At 60.4% G+C, this 17,616-nt stretch carries 20 protein-coding genes; 11 read left to right on the top strand and 9 right to left on the bottom strand.

The annotated features are described in order from the left end of the window. Window positions 1-6 precede the first annotated feature (6 nt). The 6 genes from DIZ26_RS01610 (at window position 7) to DIZ26_RS01585 (ending at window position 7,770) form a co-directional block, all read left to right on the top strand. Window positions 7-273, top strand: a complete 267-nt coding sequence (locus tag DIZ26_RS01610; protein ID WP_112236896.1) for a hypothetical protein — start codon at window positions 7-9, stop codon at window positions 271-273. 102 nt (window positions 274-375) lie between these two features. Continuing rightward, the gene (locus DIZ26_RS01605) at window positions 376-1,110 is read left to right on the top strand and encodes a replication-relaxation family protein (RefSeq protein ID WP_157979544.1); all 735 of its coding nucleotides are present in this window, start codon (window positions 376-378) and stop codon (window positions 1,108-1,110) included. A gap of 63 nt (window positions 1,111-1,173) precedes the next feature. Next, window positions 1,174-3,570 (top strand): GDSL-type esterase/lipase family protein, encoded by a 2,397-nt coding sequence (locus DIZ26_RS01600; protein WP_112236892.1) that lies wholly within the window; start codon window positions 1,174-1,176, stop codon window positions 3,568-3,570. A 453-nt stretch (window positions 3,571-4,023) separates the two neighbouring features. Further along, window positions 4,024-5,274 carry a hypothetical protein gene (locus tag DIZ26_RS01595; RefSeq protein ID WP_112236890.1) on the top strand — a complete coding sequence of 417 codons (1,251 nt, stop codon included), beginning with the start codon at window positions 4,024-4,026 and terminating at the stop codon, window positions 5,272-5,274. A 73-nt stretch (window positions 5,275-5,347) separates the two neighbouring features. Next, window positions 5,348-5,614, top strand: coding sequence for a helix-turn-helix domain-containing protein (locus tag DIZ26_RS01590; RefSeq protein WP_112236888.1), 267 nt, complete (start codon window positions 5,348-5,350; stop codon window positions 5,612-5,614). 470 nt (window positions 5,615-6,084) lie between these two features. Next, window positions 6,085-7,770 (top strand): SIR2 family protein, encoded by a 1,686-nt coding sequence (locus DIZ26_RS01585; protein ID WP_112236887.1) that lies wholly within the window; start codon window positions 6,085-6,087, stop codon window positions 7,768-7,770. Here DIZ26_RS01585 and DIZ26_RS01580 read toward each other — a convergent pair. From DIZ26_RS01580 to DIZ26_RS01570, 3 genes are all read right to left on the bottom strand, one after another. Continuing rightward, window positions 7,761-8,132, bottom strand: coding sequence for a hypothetical protein (locus tag DIZ26_RS01580; protein WP_112236885.1), 372 nt, complete (start codon window positions 8,130-8,132; stop codon window positions 7,761-7,763). The two genes, DIZ26_RS01585 and DIZ26_RS01580, sit on opposite strands and share 10 nt — an antisense overlap. A gap of 113 nt (window positions 8,133-8,245) precedes the next feature. Continuing rightward, window positions 8,246-9,022 carry a hypothetical protein gene (locus DIZ26_RS01575; protein ID WP_112236883.1) on the bottom strand — a complete coding sequence of 259 codons (777 nt, stop codon included), beginning with the start codon at window positions 9,020-9,022 and terminating at the stop codon, window positions 8,246-8,248. 24 nt (window positions 9,023-9,046) lie between these two features. Next, window positions 9,047-10,114 carry a DUF4917 family protein gene (locus DIZ26_RS01570; RefSeq protein ID WP_157979542.1) on the bottom strand — a complete coding sequence of 356 codons (1,068 nt, stop codon included), beginning with the start codon at window positions 10,112-10,114 and terminating at the stop codon, window positions 9,047-9,049. A gap of 226 nt (window positions 10,115-10,340) precedes the next feature. On the opposite strand from DIZ26_RS01570, the gene DIZ26_RS01565 reads away from it, so the two are divergent. Both DIZ26_RS01565 and DIZ26_RS01560 read left to right on the top strand, forming a co-directional pair. After that, on the top strand, window positions 10,341-10,661 hold the full coding sequence (locus DIZ26_RS01565; protein ID WP_269815364.1) for a histone-like nucleoid-structuring protein Lsr2: 321 nt from the start codon (window positions 10,341-10,343) through the stop codon (window positions 10,659-10,661). Between the two features lie 16 nt (window positions 10,662-10,677). Beyond that, complete coding sequence (locus tag DIZ26_RS01560; RefSeq protein WP_198675831.1) at window positions 10,678-11,250, top strand: hypothetical protein; 573 nt, start codon at window positions 10,678-10,680, stop codon at window positions 11,248-11,250. Window positions 11,251-11,447: 197 nt separating this feature from the next. On the opposite strand, the gene DIZ26_RS01555 is transcribed toward DIZ26_RS01560, so the two are convergent. The 5 genes from DIZ26_RS01555 to DIZ26_RS01530 all read right to left on the bottom strand — a co-directional run bounded on the left by DIZ26_RS01555 (window position 11,448) and on the right by DIZ26_RS01530 (window position 13,963). After that, entirely contained in the window at window positions 11,448-11,894 is a 447-nt protein-coding gene (locus tag DIZ26_RS01555; RefSeq protein WP_112236879.1) for an Imm1 family immunity protein, read from the bottom strand. Between the two features lie 11 nt (window positions 11,895-11,905). Further along, a complete protein-coding gene (locus DIZ26_RS01550; RefSeq protein ID WP_112236877.1) occupies window positions 11,906-12,520 on the bottom strand; it encodes a DddA-like double-stranded DNA deaminase toxin in 615 nt (204 codons plus the stop codon). A 266-nt stretch (window positions 12,521-12,786) separates the two neighbouring features. Then, a complete protein-coding gene (locus DIZ26_RS01540) occupies window positions 12,787-13,029 on the bottom strand; it encodes a hypothetical protein (protein WP_232828081.1) in 243 nt (80 codons plus the stop codon). Window positions 13,030-13,362: 333 nt separating this feature from the next. Further along, window positions 13,363-13,698 carry a hypothetical protein gene (locus tag DIZ26_RS01535; protein ID WP_232828080.1) on the bottom strand — a complete coding sequence of 112 codons (336 nt, stop codon included), beginning with the start codon at window positions 13,696-13,698 and terminating at the stop codon, window positions 13,363-13,365. A gap of 76 nt (window positions 13,699-13,774) precedes the next feature. Beyond that, window positions 13,775-13,963, bottom strand: a complete 189-nt coding sequence (locus DIZ26_RS01530; RefSeq protein ID WP_112236869.1) for a hypothetical protein — start codon at window positions 13,961-13,963, stop codon at window positions 13,775-13,777. Window positions 13,964-14,236: 273 nt separating this feature from the next. On the opposite strand from DIZ26_RS01530, the gene DIZ26_RS01525 reads away from it, so the two are divergent. The 3 genes from DIZ26_RS01525 to DIZ26_RS01515 are packed head-to-tail and all read left to right on the top strand — an operon-like array spanning window position 14,237 to window position 17,013. Further along, a complete protein-coding gene (locus DIZ26_RS01525) occupies window positions 14,237-15,409 on the top strand; it encodes an XRE family transcriptional regulator (RefSeq protein ID WP_112236867.1) in 1,173 nt (390 codons plus the stop codon). Beyond that, a complete protein-coding gene (locus tag DIZ26_RS01520) occupies window positions 15,406-15,861 on the top strand; it encodes a GNAT family N-acetyltransferase (RefSeq protein WP_198675830.1) in 456 nt (151 codons plus the stop codon). The genes DIZ26_RS01525 and DIZ26_RS01520 overlap by 4 nt, the downstream gene beginning before the upstream one ends. Before the next feature lie 18 nt (window positions 15,862-15,879). Beyond that, window positions 15,880-17,013 carry a hypothetical protein gene (locus DIZ26_RS01515; RefSeq protein ID WP_198675829.1) on the top strand — a complete coding sequence of 378 codons (1,134 nt, stop codon included), beginning with the start codon at window positions 15,880-15,882 and terminating at the stop codon, window positions 17,011-17,013. Here DIZ26_RS01515 and DIZ26_RS01510 read toward each other — a convergent pair. Next, window positions 16,981-17,514 (bottom strand): NUDIX hydrolase, encoded by a 534-nt coding sequence (locus DIZ26_RS01510; protein WP_198675828.1) that lies wholly within the window; start codon window positions 17,512-17,514, stop codon window positions 16,981-16,983. The genes DIZ26_RS01515 and DIZ26_RS01510 overlap by 33 nt on opposite strands. Between the last annotated feature and the right edge of the window lie 102 nt (window positions 17,515-17,616).

The following is a 17,616-nucleotide window of genomic DNA, read 5'->3' as shown; positions in this document are numbered from 1 at the left end:
GAGGACATGTCGAACCACAGCATGCGCGACCTCGCATCCCAGGTCGCCTACCTCGAGCGCACGACCGAGTTCGCGAAGGCACAGCTCCAGGCCGTGGGGCGGCTGGCCAACGAACGAGTAGAGCTGGACACCTATGCCGACAACGCCGTAGAGCGGGCGACGACGCGCTACGGCGTGGGGATGCGGGAGCACCTAGAGCTCGCCATCCGGTATGGCGAGGAGTGGTTCGACGCTGTGAACTCGGAACTCAGCCGTAGTACAGCGCGGTCGTGACGATGAACACCTATCTGGCCGACCCGGGAGTGTGTGGGTCGCTGTGTGTGTCGCCCCACACCGAACTTGCTCCTGACCTGGGCCAACGCGGCCAAGCGACCGGTGACTGAAGTGCCCCCGGATGCTTCTCCAGCGCTCTCGCACCGCGACCGTGCCGTCGTCGATTTCGTCGGAACCTTCAAGCAGGTGACGACGGGACAGATCCGGGACTTGTTGTACGCCGGCCTAGCGTCGAGCACTCCACTCGATCGCGCGCTCAAGCGACTCTGTGATGGCAAGTTTCTAGCCCGCCTTACATCACGGCCAGCCGGGGGAGCGGGAGGCGGCAGCGGCCAGCACGTGTACCAACTGGGCCCTAGCGGGTGGCGGCTACTGGGCCGCCCCGGCAAATGCCGGCTACACCGCGCCGTCAGCCAGCACAGCTTGGAAATCGCCGACCTGTACGTCGCCCTCCGAGGTTGTGAAGCGACCACCGGCATCGAGCTGATCCGCTTCGACCGTGAGCAAGCTGCCTGGCGCGGCGGTGGCAGTACGCATCTGACCCCGGACGCCTACGTCGAAATCGGGAACCGAGTCACCCGGACAAAGCGCCTCTACTTTATCGAAGTTGACCGGGCTACCGAAAAGGCGAACAAGATCACAGACAAGCTGGTCCGCTATCGCCGGGCGTATGAACGCCTCGGGATGGACGTTTTCCCGCATGTGCTGTTCATCGTTCCGGATAAACACCGCCTGGAGCAGATCGAGTCCCTCTTCGAGGAGGGCGGCGGCAACGACTCTGGGATGTTCATAGTCAAGCTCAATTCGGAAGTAGGTGAATCCTTGGAGAAGATGTAATGAGTCTGAAGGGTCGCGCTCTGAGCGCAGAGATGATGTTGGATAGGGCGTCAGTGCTACCAGGTGCTTGCCGTCATCAGTGACTATTGCGAGATGCAGTTAATGGAAGTCAGGGTGGGAAGAGTGTCGAAGATTCGAACAGCTCTGCTCGTTATTTTGGCGTTGGTGGCCACGGTCATCAGTGGTTCCAGTGCCCAGGCGACTGACACATTCAGGAAGGAGATCGTTGGGGGGACAAAGGCGTTCGCATTCCCTCATCGGAATGGCGCTCTGAGTGTCGGCTCCTGTGCCCCGGAAGGAACGCGTCTGCAGACCTGGCAGCTTGGCAATCTAATCAGCGACATCATGCCTCCACACGTACTGTGTGACGACATGGCTAATGCTGTCGCCGACCCGGATTCGAATTTTGTCTACGTTCCAGCGCGCGATGGAGACCTGCCGACGAGCAAGATCGTGAGTGTGCTCGCCATTAGCGAAGGTGAAGTCAAGTGGTCTGCCGACGTCCCATGCTTGATCAGGCTTGGAAGTGTGAGCATGGGAGCGGACCGTACGCTCTACCTGAATGGCGACCCTTGTTTCGGACTCGGGATCTATGGCATCAGCACGGTGACTCGCGCGGTCAAATTCCGGGTCGGAGTCGACAATGCGGTATCGGAGATTAAAGCATTCAATACCGGATTCGTCGTTCGTGCACAGTCCTCGTTCTCGCGCGAATTTGTCTACTACTCATTGGATGGACAGCAGACCGGAACCTACATAGCCCCGCAAACGGAAGGAGTTAACTGGAACGTTAGTAGTTGGGCCGTAGCACCGGATGGCATGCTGTACGTGGCCATGGATCCAGGGGGAGACAGTCGATGCGATGAAAATTGGACTGAACTTGCCATCGTAGGGAGACGAGCCAACGGCTCCGAGTTCGGATCGCTTGCTGCCCCTAACTGCATTGTTCCTCCTGAAACTCTTTCGGGACTAATCAAAGTGAGGCCGGGTGGCGGCCTCGTGACGCTTATGACACCGAACCAACTTCCGGGATTCCCGCGGCTTCCATCGACGTTGGCGCTGATTCAGGAGACAGGTGTAGCTCACTATGTTGCGCTGACCAATGACCGCTACCTGGGCGGCGTAGAGGTGGACACCAATGGCAATCTGCTCGTGGTTCGATCACTGGAATCGTTCCCCAACCCGTGTGGATGTCAGGTAGAAGCAACAATATTTGATGACACCGGCGCTACTGTTGAAACTGCTGTGACGTCGGGCTACGCGGCGAACGTTGACAAACGGTTGTTCACCCTCGTTGGCAGCCATGCTGACTTTATCGCGGGTGCTCTCAGTCTGGTCGTCGAAGAAGACTCAAAGCTGTATGCCCAGATAGTGCCCATGAGCCATCTTGGCGACGAGTTTATCTCGCATGAAGTCTTGGATCCGGCACACAGATTGCCAAGGAAGACTGTGCTTTCCTTCGGTGACTCCATCGCCGCCGGCAACGGAACGGGAGGCTCTGGCGGCTATCCTAACAATGCCAGTTCCTACCCAGCACGGCTGGGGGAGTTGCTCGATTGGCAGGTCTACAATTATGCCAAGACTGGCGCTTGCGCCGGATCCTTCCACGGAGGCGCGGATGGTACGCCGTCATCATGTCAAACGTCTATCCTCAGCGATCAGATTACGCATGTGCCGGATGCTGTTCATCCGGATCTAATTACGATCACTATCGGTGGAAATGATATTCAGTTTGCTGAGTGTCTAAAGTTCGAGATCGGCTTTGGAGGGGAAAATGTCTGCTCCGGATCGGCATTCACGCAGCATCTGCAGGCGCTGCGCAAGAATCTTCGAGAAGTCTCGAAGGTGCTGAGGCAGAGGTACGCCGGTGTTCCGATCGTAATCACGAACTACTTCGATCCTTTCCCGAGCCCCGGTCAAAGCTGCAATATCATGCCCGGGCTGTACGTTTACATCAACGCGGTGGTGAATAATAATCCGGCGAAGATCTTCAAAGATGTGGTCCTACTCAGGTTCGACGCTCAGGCAAAGAAGTTCGCCGACAAGGTTTTTACTCAAGCGCAGCGTGTCGTGGAAAGACTCAACACGGCGCTCAACGAAGTCGCGGCCGCAAAGGGACTGACCGTTGTTCCTCTGGACTTCTCTGGTCATGACCTATGCACCGACTATCCGGAGTCGGGTTCCACGGCTTGGGTATTTGGACCGCTGGTCGACGTGTTTTTTTCGGGGTACAGCAGTATTGATCACTTCGTAGTCGAGTACAAGTTCATTCCAACACATCGCTGCACCCCTACTCCCGACTGTGATACCGAAAAGGTGAATATCCCTGCTCGAACATGGGATATCGCTGGCTATCATCTCACGTTTACTGCAGTCCTCAGATCGAATGCATTGCCACATCTAACCGACGATGGCAGTCTCGAAGTAGCTCAACGAATTGAAGGTGTTGTTCAGCGGTAGTCGACAAACTGTCCCGCTGTCGGATGTGAATCTCTGGCAGTGGGACAGTTACGCCTCCATGGAAATTCATGCTAATATTTTATATAGGTATGTCATTCTTCTGGAACCGCCCTCTCGCTTCAATCAATCCGAAAAATTTGGACTGGTTGAAGTATGTCTTGTGGATCCTGGTGGCGACAAGCACTAGTCTTATCGGACCATTCGGATTTTACGGTGCGCTTGCTTCGCCGATATTTGTCGTGTTGGCCATCGTTCTCCTCTTGAGGTCTCGCTCGCGATGGTACGGACTAATCGGTCTGATTGCGTGGATACCTAGTTTCTGCTTTTTAGTGGCCGTGATGTTCTTCTTGTCAGGGGGGCTTTGGGAATTCGGCCACGGCATCACGGATGAGTTTCGCAAGTCAGGATTTGATTTCTAGGCACTAGATTTTAATGGTATAGTCGAAAACGTATATGCGCGATCCGCTCCAACGTCTCTACAAAACCAAACTCGCGTTGCTTGCGACGATCTTCGTGGTCGTCGGCGCGGCCCTGCTGGTCCTCGTTAAGTGGCCGGGTCTGCTACCGGAGTGGTTCCACAACTTACCTCTTACAGACCTAGGTTCCGCGCTGTTCACAACTGGATTGGTAGCCATTGCCTTCGCGTATGTCGATGGTAACGACAGCGAGGCCAGGGCTGAGGAGCGGATGCGAGCGACCCTTAGGTCCGAGGCGCCGGCTATTCGTGAGGCGGTCATCCGCGGCTTCGCGGTGGGCACCGAGGATCTGAAGCGGGTCGCCACGCCGGAACTCCTCGATCAGATCGCGGAGAACAGCATCGGCCTGCGGTTCGGCGATCAACAATTTGCCCGCGAGGTCTACGGAGACATCCGCGACCAGGCGATTAAGTCGGCGGAGCGGTGGTACGACGCCAAAGTTCAGATCGACATCGGGGTACCGGTTGACGCTGCCCCGGCCCAGGCGCCTGTCTTCGACATCGTCGTGCGATGGGAGTACAGCGTGGTGCCTCATCACCGGTTCCGCAGCTTTGCTGCGGTATCAGATCGCGATCGGTACGAAGAGCTGGCCGGAGAGTCGGGTGAGACGTCAGTCTGGTTCCACCCATCTGTGCCGGGGTTGCCCGCGACCGATCCCGCGGCGTTCGCACTCCAGCAGTTCACCGTCAACGGGGAGGATCGCCGAATCACCCGCCGTGAGGACAGCACTTCCCAGATCTATTCTGTCGATGTCGGAGCGGATGCTCTTGCCGCCAACGAAGCCGTCGACGTCTCGTTCACCTACGTGAGTCGACTTGCGCAAAGTGGCCACATCGTGCGCTTCGATGTCGACCGACCTACCCGAGGTCTGGCGGTCGAGATGAACTACGACAATATCGGTGTCGCGAGCATGCGTCTGTTCGACTACACGGCCAACAGACTCCGGCCGAAACCGGTTGGTGAGTCGACAACGCCGAACGGCAGGCGGCTTCGCTTCGCCTACGACGGATGGCTGTTTCCTCGCTCTGGTCTGCTCTTCGCCTGGGTGCTCGACGCTGAAGTTCAGACGACGACCCGCGGTGGACGTGGCGACGCCCGCCCGCCAAAACGACGAAGCGGGCGCGCTAGGACCCCGTTCGGGTCGACTCTCAAGGTCAGCCGCCGCCCATCTGGATCTCCTCTCCCCAGGCCGCCCAGCAGGCGGCGGAGACCCGAACCTAAGACGTAAGGTCACCAGGACGCAAGGTCATGGGACGTAAGATCTCTGGATGTAAGGACATGGGATACATGATCTTTGGTCCGTGCCCAGTCCCAAAGGCAAGGCTCCCCTTTCGCCGACGACCGCCGAGTTCGGCCGTCGCGTGCGTGAGCGCCGCAACGAGCTGGGCCTGAGTCAGGAAGCGCTGGCAGATGCGTGTGGGCTCCACTGGACGTTCATTGGGCAGGTCGAGCGGGGACAGCGGAACCTGGCGCTGCACAACATCGTGAAAGTCGCAGCCGGACTGGGTGTCGATCCCGGGCGGCTGGTGGCTGCACTGCCGGTGCCGGCCGAGCTCGACCCCGACTGACTCGTATTCGGTTGACATGGGCTGATGTGGGCGCGATGCAAGGTGAGGATTCCTTCAGGTGCGCCACTTGGTGAAACGCAACCGTGTCCTGAATCGCGGCAAGGTGCTACCTGTTCCTTGGCGGCGGTATAGAAAACCCGCCAATGAAGGGTGGCCACGGGGCGGGGTGGCGCGTACGCTGCGTAACCTAATGGGGAAGATAGCTGTGGGGGATTGGCGATCATTGGCCTAGTGCGGCGATGTGTGTGCATTGGCTCGATGGTGCTCTCTGTGGGTGGAAGGCCCTTTGGGCCGTCAGCGGGATGTATCAAGGATTCCCGTGCAGAGGGCTGTCGGTCGCGAGAGCCTTGGGGAGGGTGCTCGATGCGAGTGGTGAGCGGGTGGCGTGCGGGAGGAGCAATCCTCCCTGGGGTGAACCGTGAGATTGTTGCGGCGGGGCCTAGAGCGGAAAACCTGGCGCGGAGGGGGCGATGACTAGGCCCAGTGGACACAAGGAAAAGCGTCTGTATCAGATTGCTGACTTGCCGTTCCTCGAACGCGACAAAGTCGTCAACTACATCGAAGAGGTCGCTGGTAGTCGCCGGATTGTGATCTTCGCTGGCGCAGGTGTGACTATCGATCAGACGGGCATGACCTGGGCTGGTCTGATCGAAAAACTTCTGGAAGACAAAGCCCTGGTGCCGAGTGAGATAGTCCGTCCTGAAACTGTAAAGGCGGCGGCGCGATTGCGCCCCGTTGAGGCGGCCACGGTGCTCAAGTATGCGGCGGACAAGCACGGTCACCCGACGGGAGCTATTCCGAGAGCTATGGTAAGTAAGCTATACCATCCCTCGGATTGGAATGATGGAGGACTCTCGACGGAGGTGGCATGCCTCGCGCTTGATCTGGCGAGCAAGGGCGCCGAGGTTGTTGTCGCGACAACAAATTATGAGATCCTTATCGAACAGAGCCTTCTGCGTGTATGGGGCTTGTCGGATCACCGGCCGACCTTTTCGGTGACTGTTCAGGACAAGCCGTTTGAGAAGCACGTTGGAACCACTGGAAGCGGAAGCGTTAGACTCGAATACCTGCATGGACGAGTCGATCAGCAAGGGAACACCCGTGGAGTGATTGCAGTCGACGAGTTGGACTACTGGGGACTTCAAGCGCGAGTCTCGAAAATATTGACCCGCCTCTGTAAGGATCGCGAGATGCTGATAGTCGGTTCAAGTCTCAGCGATGTCCCCCTCCTTGCGGCACTGGCAAATACCCTCCATGTCAATAAGCGACACAGGATTGCTCTGATGCCTGTCGTGGCGCTTGGGATCCACGAGGAATATGAGGCAGCACGCGTTCAGCAGACGATCGAGTTGTTGCATATGCGCATGTCTGCTTATCGGGTTGAGCTCTTAGTTCCAGATTTCTTTGGTGAGGTCGCACAATTCATTCGAGAGGTCAGGCGGTGCATTCGAATCGGTCCCGCGGGTGCCACGGACGTGAATCGCTCGCGACATGTCCAATCGCTCCACTCCTGGTGGAGGTCCTGGGTCGATCAGAAGAGTGCGTCGGTTGACGATGGGCATCGAGAACTGGCAGGTGCGCTGAAGGTTCTCCGTGAGGTTTTGGCAACTCATACGGCCGCTCTCGTGGACGCAGGCACAAGGAAGCCGGACGCAGCAACAGAGACACTTCGCCTTGAGGCGTGGGTGCGTTGGCACCCAATCGTCGAGATGGATCGAGGTGTGAACGGGGACGATAGTGAACGCAAGCTGGTTGAACAGAATCGCGATCTGACGTTCTGGGCATCCTCTGCGAGCGTTCTGCGTGATCCGTCAGTTCAGAGGAGAGTCCCGATCTCAGTGCAGAGCCGCTATGTAAGTGTGAAGGCCCTGACAATGGGCAAGCCTCTTGTCTGGCACCTGCCGCCATTCTCGCCGAGTACTGACAGGTCCAAGGATGAGGCCGGCTTTGGCCGGTGGCGTTCGTTCTTCGCTGTCCCGATCCATGCGCAGCCGCCGGGACAGGGAGGTTTGACGGTGCCGGTTGGCGTAATAACGCTGTCGAGTCTCGAAGCTCGTGAGACCAGCGCGATCAGGGACGAACTCCAGGCCTGCATGACCGGGCTGCTGGCGGAGCTAAGAGCTGTTGGATCGCGCTTGTTTTACGTTCAGGCCTGATTCCAATTGAGCTGGCGTGCTTCTTCGACGAACTTAAAGATCATGCCTCGGTCAATCAGGGCCCGTGTCACGTCGTTCTTTCCGTCAGCTGCGGATGTGGCAGCCAGTTCACCGATGAGTAGCAGTTGCGAGTCACTCAGGTCTGGGACACGGTCGATGAGGGTCCCATCATCAACCAGGCGTTGAATCACATCGCGCACGTGCGCGATGGTTGAGAGAGTCCGGGCATCGCCCTGCAGTTCTGGCGGCAAATCTGAAGCCACGTCCGGAGTGCCGGAGGCTTGCTCTGATTCGGGCTGGGGGCGGGGAGCTGCTTCCACGTTGCCTTGAGTTAACATCTGATCACTCTCCGTGTCAAGCATTTACGCTCTGTAAGGCGTATTCAACCGCCCCGCCGGCCGCGAGTATGGGATCTTCTCTTTCGGCGTGTCCAGCGTCGAACCTTTCCAGATTGCCATGGATCCACCGTGCCGGGCTAGGGATTGTCTGGTTTTGGTTGTGGTGCCACGGGTGCTGCTTGTTCTTGAGAGGCTGTCCACATCGCCTGGAACCGCTTCACCCAGTAGTCAAACCAGCGCCCCGCGTCCTGGCGGCCGAGCACCATGTGCATGCGGTCGTTGATGTTGTCATCTTTAAAGCCTTGCAGCTCAAGGATCAGGTAGCCGTCGTGCCGATTTGGGTTGACTATCAACATGCTGAAGCCAGGGTTCATCGGTAGCAGAGCGTAGCGGATGCGCCCCGGGTGGCTAGTTTGTAGCCGAGCCAATGTGTCCACCGAAATGCGCAGTGAGCTCAGAAAGTCCAAATTGTCGTCGAGTTGGAGCTTGGTTGCGTCGACCGCTGCAGTATTCGCGGGATCCTGCACGATGACGCGGACCGATCCCGCACGTTGCAGGATGTGGCGACGGATGTCGGCGACGTTGACCAGGACGCTGTTGGCGGTCGGTCCGTAGACCCATAGCTCGTGTACGTCCGTCAGGATGTCTGAGAACGGTGTGAAGTCTTCTCGATCCCGCAGCTCGACGCCTATCGCAGCGCGGGTATCGGATAGCGTGGAGTGAAAGACGAGGAAGCTCACGCCAATCAACAGGCCGGCGAAGAGCCACCGTTGGTCACCAACCTCGAGCACGCTGAGGACCGCGAGTGCCAGCCCAAGGACGAAGATCGCGTACGCCTCGACATGACGGCCGGAGCGGAGATTGCTGCCGACGTTCTGACCAGCCTTGCGCAAGCGCGCAGGAAGTAGTCCCATTGCTCTAGCTCTCCTGCCCTGGCGTCACTGCCACAACGGCACCGAGGCGCTGTCGAAGAACTCGATCTCTAGCGGCTTCCGGTCGTCGTGTGCGAGTCGGTCGGCTTGCAACTGGTCGACGGCATGACGGGTGGCGATGTTGTCAGGGCTGGCGGGGTCGCCATAAAGGCCCACAGCCATCCTGCGAACGTTCGAACGAACGATGGCCTTCATCAGATGCCGGTCATTCGCGCCGAAGGACAGACCGTAGACAGCGAGTCCGCCGCCAATCTCGGCCAGAGAGCGCAGTCCTTTGGACAGGTAGTCACTTGTTTGAATCGTGGCGAGCTTGGCATCGCTGTCTCCTTCGGACACGTACATCGGGAAGTACCCAGCATCCAACTCGGCGCGGATCTGATCGATGAGCGGTTCGTCCGTTCGAACCCAGGTGAGCTTCCTCAGCTCGGCTTCGGCTCGGAAGAGATGGAGGGCGCCGTGGAGATAGTAGATGTTTTGTTTTTGTGGTTTGAGGTAGTCCCAGGTTACGTGCGGTGCACCCTCGTAGCCGGGATCACGGAAGCCGTCGTCAGACATGCGGCTCACCATGCTCTCCTGGGGAAAGCTCTTCATGAGAGCCCAGTAGAGAAGCAGGTCGTAGTTGGTGGTGTAGACGTAAGTAAAAGGTTGGATGAGCTGCCGGACCCGAAGGTAGGCATCGTCCGGAATATCGCCGGGTCGTTCGGGATGTACGCTCGCGAGTATCCGGGCCAATGCCTCCTTCAGATCCTTCGCTTCTCGGCGCAGTATCTCGATGGGGCCGGCGAAGCCAGCGGCATCCATGAATTCGAGAGCGTCAGCAGCGTCTTGGAGCTTCTTAACCACCAGCTCGAAGTCTTGCGTGCCGAGCTGTTGGAAGAACGAGCGTGCCATCGATCCAATGAGACCGGACTCCTCGGCCTGCTTCAGCAGCCCTGTATAGGAGAAAGTCGCGGCGCTGTAGGCAATACTGAATCCATTCCCCAGTACGAGATGTAGCCTGGCGGGACGACCTGTTGATGTTGGAGTGGCTGCCAGCCAAGCCATGATGCTTGCGAATGTTGGTAGTTCCGTCACTGTTCCCCCTAGAGGCGCTACGCAGCCGCCATCTCAACAGAGAGTGACAGGTGGTCCGCATCAAGTCCATGGTTCGCAGCTACAAAATTAGGGTTGATACTCGACCTAGTCCTGAGCGGGACGGGTATTTCGTGGCCGTCCGCAAGCCAACCGATCTCCATGGGTAAGCTAGCTGGGAAACAATTCTGCCGACCTTGATTGGATAGTGCACGCGATGGCTCAAAGAGTGGAAATCCAGCTGACGGATGACCTCGACGGTACCGTCATTGCTACCGGCAAGGGTGAGACCATCACCTTCGCCTTGGATGGCCATGCGTACGAGATCGACCTTAACAATAAGAACGCGACGGCCCTCCGGAAGACCTTGTCGCCCTATCTGTCGGCTGGCCGGCGGGTCAAGACCTCCCGAGGCGCGAGCGTGAAGCGCACCCAGATCAGCTCGGACAGTCGGACCATCAAGGAGTGGGCGCGCGCCAACGGTTACGAGGTCAACGACCGCGGCCGGATCCCGAATGACATCCGCGCGGCCTTTGAGGCGGCCAACTAGCGCGAAGCGGGGGATCGTGGTCGATCGAAAGATGGTCAAGACGGTCGGCGAGCATTGGGTATGCGCCATGCTCGCTCGGCACGGATGGGCGCCGGCACTCACGCGTGACGGGATCGCGCGTACCGACATCCTCGCTGTGGCAACGCATATCGAGGAGCGACCCTCCATCGAGATCCAGGTGAAAGCTGCTACGCGCGGCGCGAAGCACACCACCTGGCTGCTCGGCAACGCGTCCACGCTGGCCGCTTCACAGCGCGAGTGGTTCGTGTTCGTCATGGTGCCGCAGCCTCCACTGCCGCCGCGAGGATTTATCGTGCCGCGGGATCATGTCGTGGCAGCGCGCTGGATCATCCATCAAAACTGGATGACTAATCCGGACGTCGCAACCGGCCAGCGCAATACGCCCATCTCGCAAGCCCGGGTCAACGAAGAGGTGTGGGCCGGCTATGAGGATCGCTGGGACCTGCTGGAAACGCCGACCTCGAGCGTTCCGGTGTTGTTCCCGGCGTGGGTGCGTGAAAGGGCCCTGTTGGACCGAGTTGGCTTGCCGCCCGACCATCCCTGGAACGAGGCCTTGCCCGTGTGGTAGTCGAACAGCTGGTCGATGCGGACTAAGGCGCACGTCCGGTGTCCTACTTCGACTCCTTGCCCGCGTAGCTCGCTATGGCCCGCAGACGGCTGGTTGATCGAGGTGACGTGCCGGACGCGCTGGTCCAAGCATGCGGGAGTTTCGCGGCCTGCGGCAAGTAGGGTCTCGGCGGCCTGTGGATAAATCAACCGGGTCTATCAGCGGACGCCTTCGGGCCACTCTTTCCAGTCGAACGACCCTGGCCGTGAGCCGTTACCCTCCACAAACTCTCGCACCGCCTGACGAACCTGCTCGATGCTGACTACCGAGTCCTTCGGCCAGCCCTCATCGTGGGTCATGTAGAGGTAGAACATCTCTTCGCGCTCACTCGTAGCACCCGCGACGTACGCTGTCGCCTCACTGTCACCGCCTGTGTAGCGGATGCCACCGACCTTTGCCTCAGCGTCGATCGCGATGCGCAGCTCGTGATCCGGATAGCCGGATGCCGACTTCGGGCGGGTATCGGCGTAAAGCGCTGCCACCGAGTTGTCGAACGGCTGCTGGAGCAGAGCGTCCACCAAAGCGTCCGCGTCGTCTGCGGTTCGCAGGATGACGCCCTTGTCGTGATCGTGGGTGTAGTAGGCGCTCACAACAACGTCACTCATGTCAGTTCCGTTCACTCGTCGGTCGGCAGTGGGTAGGTCTCTTTGAAGCCCTTCGGCCCAAACACCGTCAGTGTCGATCCTGGCGGCAGGATATCCCGTAGCAGTTCCTCACAACCAAACTGACCCTTACAGGGCAATTTGTTGACCATAATGGTTTCGTGTTGCAATCCCCGCAGGCGCATTCGCATTGCGAATTTTGTCTCGACGTGTGACGGGGACATGATGCCAGCATCATCACGTGGTGGAATACCGCGCTCTCTCAGAAAATCCGTTACCTTCTGGAACCACTCGTCATGTTGGCCGCTGACCAGATCTTCCTTGTCGCCGTTTTCGTCAACCCAGGTGCCGCGTGTTTTCGGACGCGATAGACGGGATAGCTCCCGGTCGGGCAGCTCCTGCTGTAATCGGTATCCGTCTTCGTCCGTGATCCGTCGCCCTCGTGGCGCGGCATCCTCTGGGCTGTCGTCATCCCCAGCCCCCGCGGGCTTCCCGGACTTATTGGCTTCCGGCTTGTCGTTGTCCTCGTTCTGTCGGCGTTCCGCGGCTGGTGGGCTTCCGCCTGGGCCAGTTGGTCCCGGGGTGATCGAACCTCCGGCGGGTTCCGCTGTGCGCACGCCGCTGACCATCTGCTCCACCCAACCACGTGCTTTCGGGGGTGCTAGGACAGATAGTGGGCAGCTTCCTCGCAGCCCCGTGCAGCCTCGTCCAGCTGCATGGCGGCCAGACGGGCGCTCGGATTGTTGCTCATACTGCCGATCCACCCAGCCGACTCTCGGTACTTGCCAGCTCGGTCGTGTAAGTACGCCACCACCCGTGGAATCTCGTCGAGGGTCGCCAGCAGTTGCTTGGCGACCCGTTGCAACTCCGAGGGCACGTTTGCCGCCTGATCCGGCTAGATCTGGTCGGCGTAGCTACGGCAACCGGACTCGGCAATCTGAAGTGCCTGAACGGCCTGCTCAACCGACTTTCCGGCCGCCTCGAGCACCGCGGATATGTCGCGATCCGCGCCTGTGGCCGATCCACGGATCAGGGCTTGTACCTGCTGAGAGGACTGCTCGAAGCGCTGCTTGAACCCGGCAAGACTCGCGGCACCTTGGCGCGACTGGTCAGCGAGGCCGTGGAGCTGCATCTTCATCTGTTCGACTTGGGACATATCGGGTTGCCTCACTTCTCGGAGCGGTTAGTGAACGAGCCCACGCGCCGTCCCTCGTCGGCCGCTGATAGATAACGAGGGACGGCGGGGCTTCCCCAAGGTCTCCGTCCTGAGCCTTGGAGGTGGAACGGCTGGCGTACGCAAGGCGGATCCAGTACGCACCCAGCCGGTTTGGAGTCCCTGCCTGAGCCGTCAGGGGATACAGGGGCTCGGGGCAACTCAGACAGGGACGACTAGCAGGCGGAACCGGCACCAGGGCGGTGAGCATGTGCCGCCCCCTTGTGAGAGGTGAGGAGTGGCACCGGTTCCGCCAGATCATGGGGAATCCAGAACAAGAACACGAGCGCCAGTCGCTCGCTCGAAGCTGTCCCGAATGTCGTGCGACGCTCCGAGCACGGCGAAGTGCAGCAGGCTCGGCAGCACCACCGCGGTTACCTCGTAGCGCTTGACTGATTCGAATAGGGCTTCAAACGCTGCCGGTTGCGTTCCCGGCTTCTCGACGTAGGTGAATCCCATCGAGAAACCTTCCTTCTGAGCGAACTTCGTCATCTGGCGTTCCAGCTCGCCGACCTGTCCGTCAGTGACGAGCAGATCGCGTCGGACATATCCGAGGAGGAGCGGGCGAGTGAAGTCCTCGTCATGTGGACTCACTCGTCCCGCCACCGTCGGAAGGCGTCGTTGAGCCGCTGCCAGCACCGGGCGCACCAGGAACGCAGGCGCCGGACGTTCATGTCGCGTCAACATCTCGCACCGTCGGCTCGATAGTCACGCGGAGGCTGGCGAAGCGCCGGGTCATCGCCGCCTGGTACCTCAGAGCGGCCTCTGGCTCATCGGTGTATTCCGCGATGACGTGTTCACCGAACCAGACGCGGACGCAGCGGTCGGTTGGCAGAGGCATCTCCGTGAGCGTGGTCATTCGCCGCGCACCTCCCGAGCGATATCCCGGAGAATGACGACGTAGAGGACAGCGACGAGGATGAAGAGAGCGGTCATTTCGTTGCCTCCCCCTCTGCTGATCTGCGCCTTTCGGGCGACTTTGTTTGGCACACCACTTAGGCTGACCGAGAGCAACACCGGTACAGAAGGTGACGGGAGGTGACTAGAGGTGACTCCGCAAGGTGACGGGCTCGGACATGAGTCACCTCTCGTGCGTGCTCGTCGTCAGCGGGGATGGACCCAGGCTGCGGCCATGCGACGCTTCGAGGCGGCGGTGCTCGAACAGGGCGAACAGAGCCCAACCGGTGCTTCCCTGAAACGGATGTTCGCCTACTGGGAAAGCGGGCAACGGTCCGTCAGCGTGCCCGTCTATCGCCGGGCGTTCGTCGCGATCTATGGTCAGTCGGCCGAGGTTCTGGGATTCGAGACGGCGTCGTCAGACGTGGCAGAGCGGTCAGTACCGTCTGACCTAGAAGCCCTCCGACGCGACCTGGATCGCGCGCTGAGGGTTAACACGTCGAGCGAGTTGGTGGTCGACGACTGGGAGCAGCTTGTTGAGCGCTACGGTCGCGCCACGCGTGATCGGCCCGCAGCGCTACTGCTCGCCGACCTGAGCGACGACCTGGGCCAGTTGCAGACCACGCTGACGGGGACCCGATCGGCGATCGGCAGGCGCCGGCTTGTACGGGTAGGAGCACAGATGTCCGGCCTGATGCTGCTGACCCTCGTCAAACTAGACAACCGCACAGCATTCCGCCGCTGGGCGCGAACCGCTCGAGTGGCCTCCGCGGAAGCTGGCGATCCGTCGACACAATCGTGGATGCTCGCCCAGGAAGCCTACGGTCACTTCTACAGCAACGACCTGTCGGAGGCGATAACGGTTGCCACGCAAGCACAGGAGGCCTCCAGCGGTCCTGGTGGGGTCGGCGCACCGCTGGCCGCGGCACTGGAAGCGCGTGCTTATGCAGTCATCGGAGATAAGCAGGCCACCAGGAGTGCACTTGGACGGGCCGAAGAGTTCGTCTCGCACCTGAGCGGCGAAGCGTTGGTGCCATCGGCATTTGGCTACAACGAAGCCCAACTTGCCTTCCACGCTGGCAGCGCCTATACGAGACTGCGCGAGCTGCCCGCTGCGTTCGCAGCGCAGGAACGAGCCCTCACCCTCTGCGCCCCTGGCGATTACACCGACCGTGCGATGACGCGCCTCGATCGCGCGGCCTGCTTCGTCGCTGGCGGCGATATAACGGCATCTGCCCAGGAAATCGCTGGCACGCTCCTAGGGCTCGACGACGAGCAGCGACGCGGCATTATTGACGGGCGCGCTCGCGAAGTCATTGGTGAGATGACCGCCAAGCAGCGGCACTTACCCGTCGTGCGCGAGCTGCACGATCTTGTTCGACCAACCCGAGAGGAAGACCATCAGTGATTGCGGTCCGCCTAGCCACAGCCGCCGACGTTGAACAGCTGTTGCAGCTAACTGAGGAGATGGACCGCTTCTACGGCTCGACCGACTTCGAGTCAGTTGAGTTACGCCGTCGGCAGCTTCGCGATGCGCTGTTCGGCGACACACCAGCCGCAACGGCGCTGCTCGCCGTCGAGGAGGACACCGCGGTTGGCTTCGCCGCATACTCGTTCCTCTGGCCGGCCGCCGGCCTGACGAGGTCGCTGTACCTCAAGGAGCTCTATGTCTCGGAGGGGCAGCAGCGGCGCGGTGTCGGACGTTCCCTGATGGAAGCGCTTTTCGGCGTGGCCCGACAGCACGACTGCAGTCGCGTCGAATGGACGACTGATCGCGACAACCCGGGCGCGCAGGCGTTCTACAAGACCTTTGGCGTCGAGCCGAAGGACGGGAAGATCTTCTACCGGCTCGAGCAATAGGACGTCTGGAGGGATCACGTGACGGGGGACGAGGCAGTGGAGGTGGACGCACCACTGCGTCAAGCTCGTCTCAACGCTGCCCTGACACAAGCTGAGGCGATGCGCCGGTTTGCGGCGGCGGTGCATGACCTGGGAGAACACTCACCGACTGGTGCGTCGCTGAAGCGAATGTTCGCCTACTGGGAGAGCGGTGAGCGAGCGGTCGGGGTCGAGGCCTACCGGCGGGCGTTCGCAGCGATCTACCGAACGCCGTATGAGGCGCTCGGCTTTGTGCCTGACGACGGAACCGAGCGCGTCGCGACGCTCCGGCAGACGGACACCTCGCCCCACATCGACGGAGAGCTGGTGGCGTTGTTCGAGTCGCAGACGCAAAGTCTGCGTTTGCTTGATCGTCGGCTCGGCACGACTGCGCTGGCTCAGCAAACTGAGCTCCATGTTCGGCAGATGCAAGAGGTACTTGATCGCGGGGTGGGTGGTCAGCGGGCGGAGCTAGCAGCTGCATTGGCAGCTGCCGCCGGCCTGGCCGGATGGCAGGCGCTTGATCAGGGGGAGACGCGCCGAGCCTGGCAGCTCCATGAGACTGCGCGTACCGCTGGCCGTGAATCGGCCAATGCTGTGGTTTGGGCGCATGTCACGGCGCAGAGCGCCAACGTCTTGCTTGACGCACACCAGAATCACCTCGCGCTCAACCTCATCCAGTCAGCCCGAGCCGAACTCGGCACGAAAGCGCCACGGCTGCTGCTGAGCTGGCTGGCAGCCGCTGAGGCCGAAGCCGCTGCAGCAACTGGGGATCGCGGGCACGCCGAACGCCAGCTCGACTGGGCACAATCTCGACTCGATGGCGACGGTGCGACTGAGCTGCCTTTCCTGATGCTCGATGAGGGGCACCTGGCGCGCTGGCGTGGGCACTGCTTCGCGCGGCTCGGCCGACCCGAGGCAATCCAGGATCTGACCGCTGCCCTTGCCAACGCCGGCGATTCAGTGCGAGCGGCTACTGGCCTCCATGTCGACCTGGCCCACGCCTACCAAGTTGCTGGGCAGGCCACGGAGGCAGCGGAGCACCTTCGGACAGCCACCAGCATGGCTGACCAGTACGGCTCACGTCGCCAGCAGAACCGGCTACGCGCTCTCCGGGCCGCCGTTCAAGGCTAGATAGTGCAGCAGGCCGACCAGGGTGCCGGAGTTGCGGATGTCACCTTTGGCGACCAAGGCTGGGATCTGCGCGAGTAGCACCCACTGAAAGCGGCCTTCGTTGAGTTCGGTTGGGTCACCGACGTGTTGTGCATCTGTCGCCAGGTAGACGTGGTGCGGTGAGGTGACCATGCCAATCATCGGCTCGAAGCTCACCAGATGCTCGATGGAACCAGCCTGATATCCGGTCTCCTCGATGAGTTCGCGGGCAATCGTCTCGGCGGGCTCTTCGCCCTCGTCGACGAGGCCGCCGGGCAGTTCCCAGTTCCAGACGTCGGAGACGAAGCGGTGACGCCAGCTCATCAAGACAGCTGTGTGGTCAGGGTTGAGCAGCACTGCCATAGCTGCCGGTGGCATCGTCACGACATGGTGGCGTGGGTTGTGCTCACCAGACGGCAGCACGACGTCGGCGTGAGCGAGCTTCACCCACTTGCTGTCATAGAGCGGCGTGACGCTGCGCACCTCCCACGCTCCCTCCGAACCGGTCTGCGGGCTTTCTGAAGATGACTCAGGCATACGCACATCACGACCCTATGTCCTTGGCACAGCCTGAGTCAGGCAAGC

The sequence above is a fragment of the Kribbella monticola genome (genome assembly GCF_003261635.1).
Taxonomy (GTDB): Bacteria; Actinomycetota; Actinomycetes; order Propionibacteriales; family Kribbellaceae; genus Kribbella; species Kribbella monticola.
The sequence above is the reverse complement of the archived record's forward strand: the minus strand, read 5'-3'. Positions and strand labels throughout refer to the sequence as shown.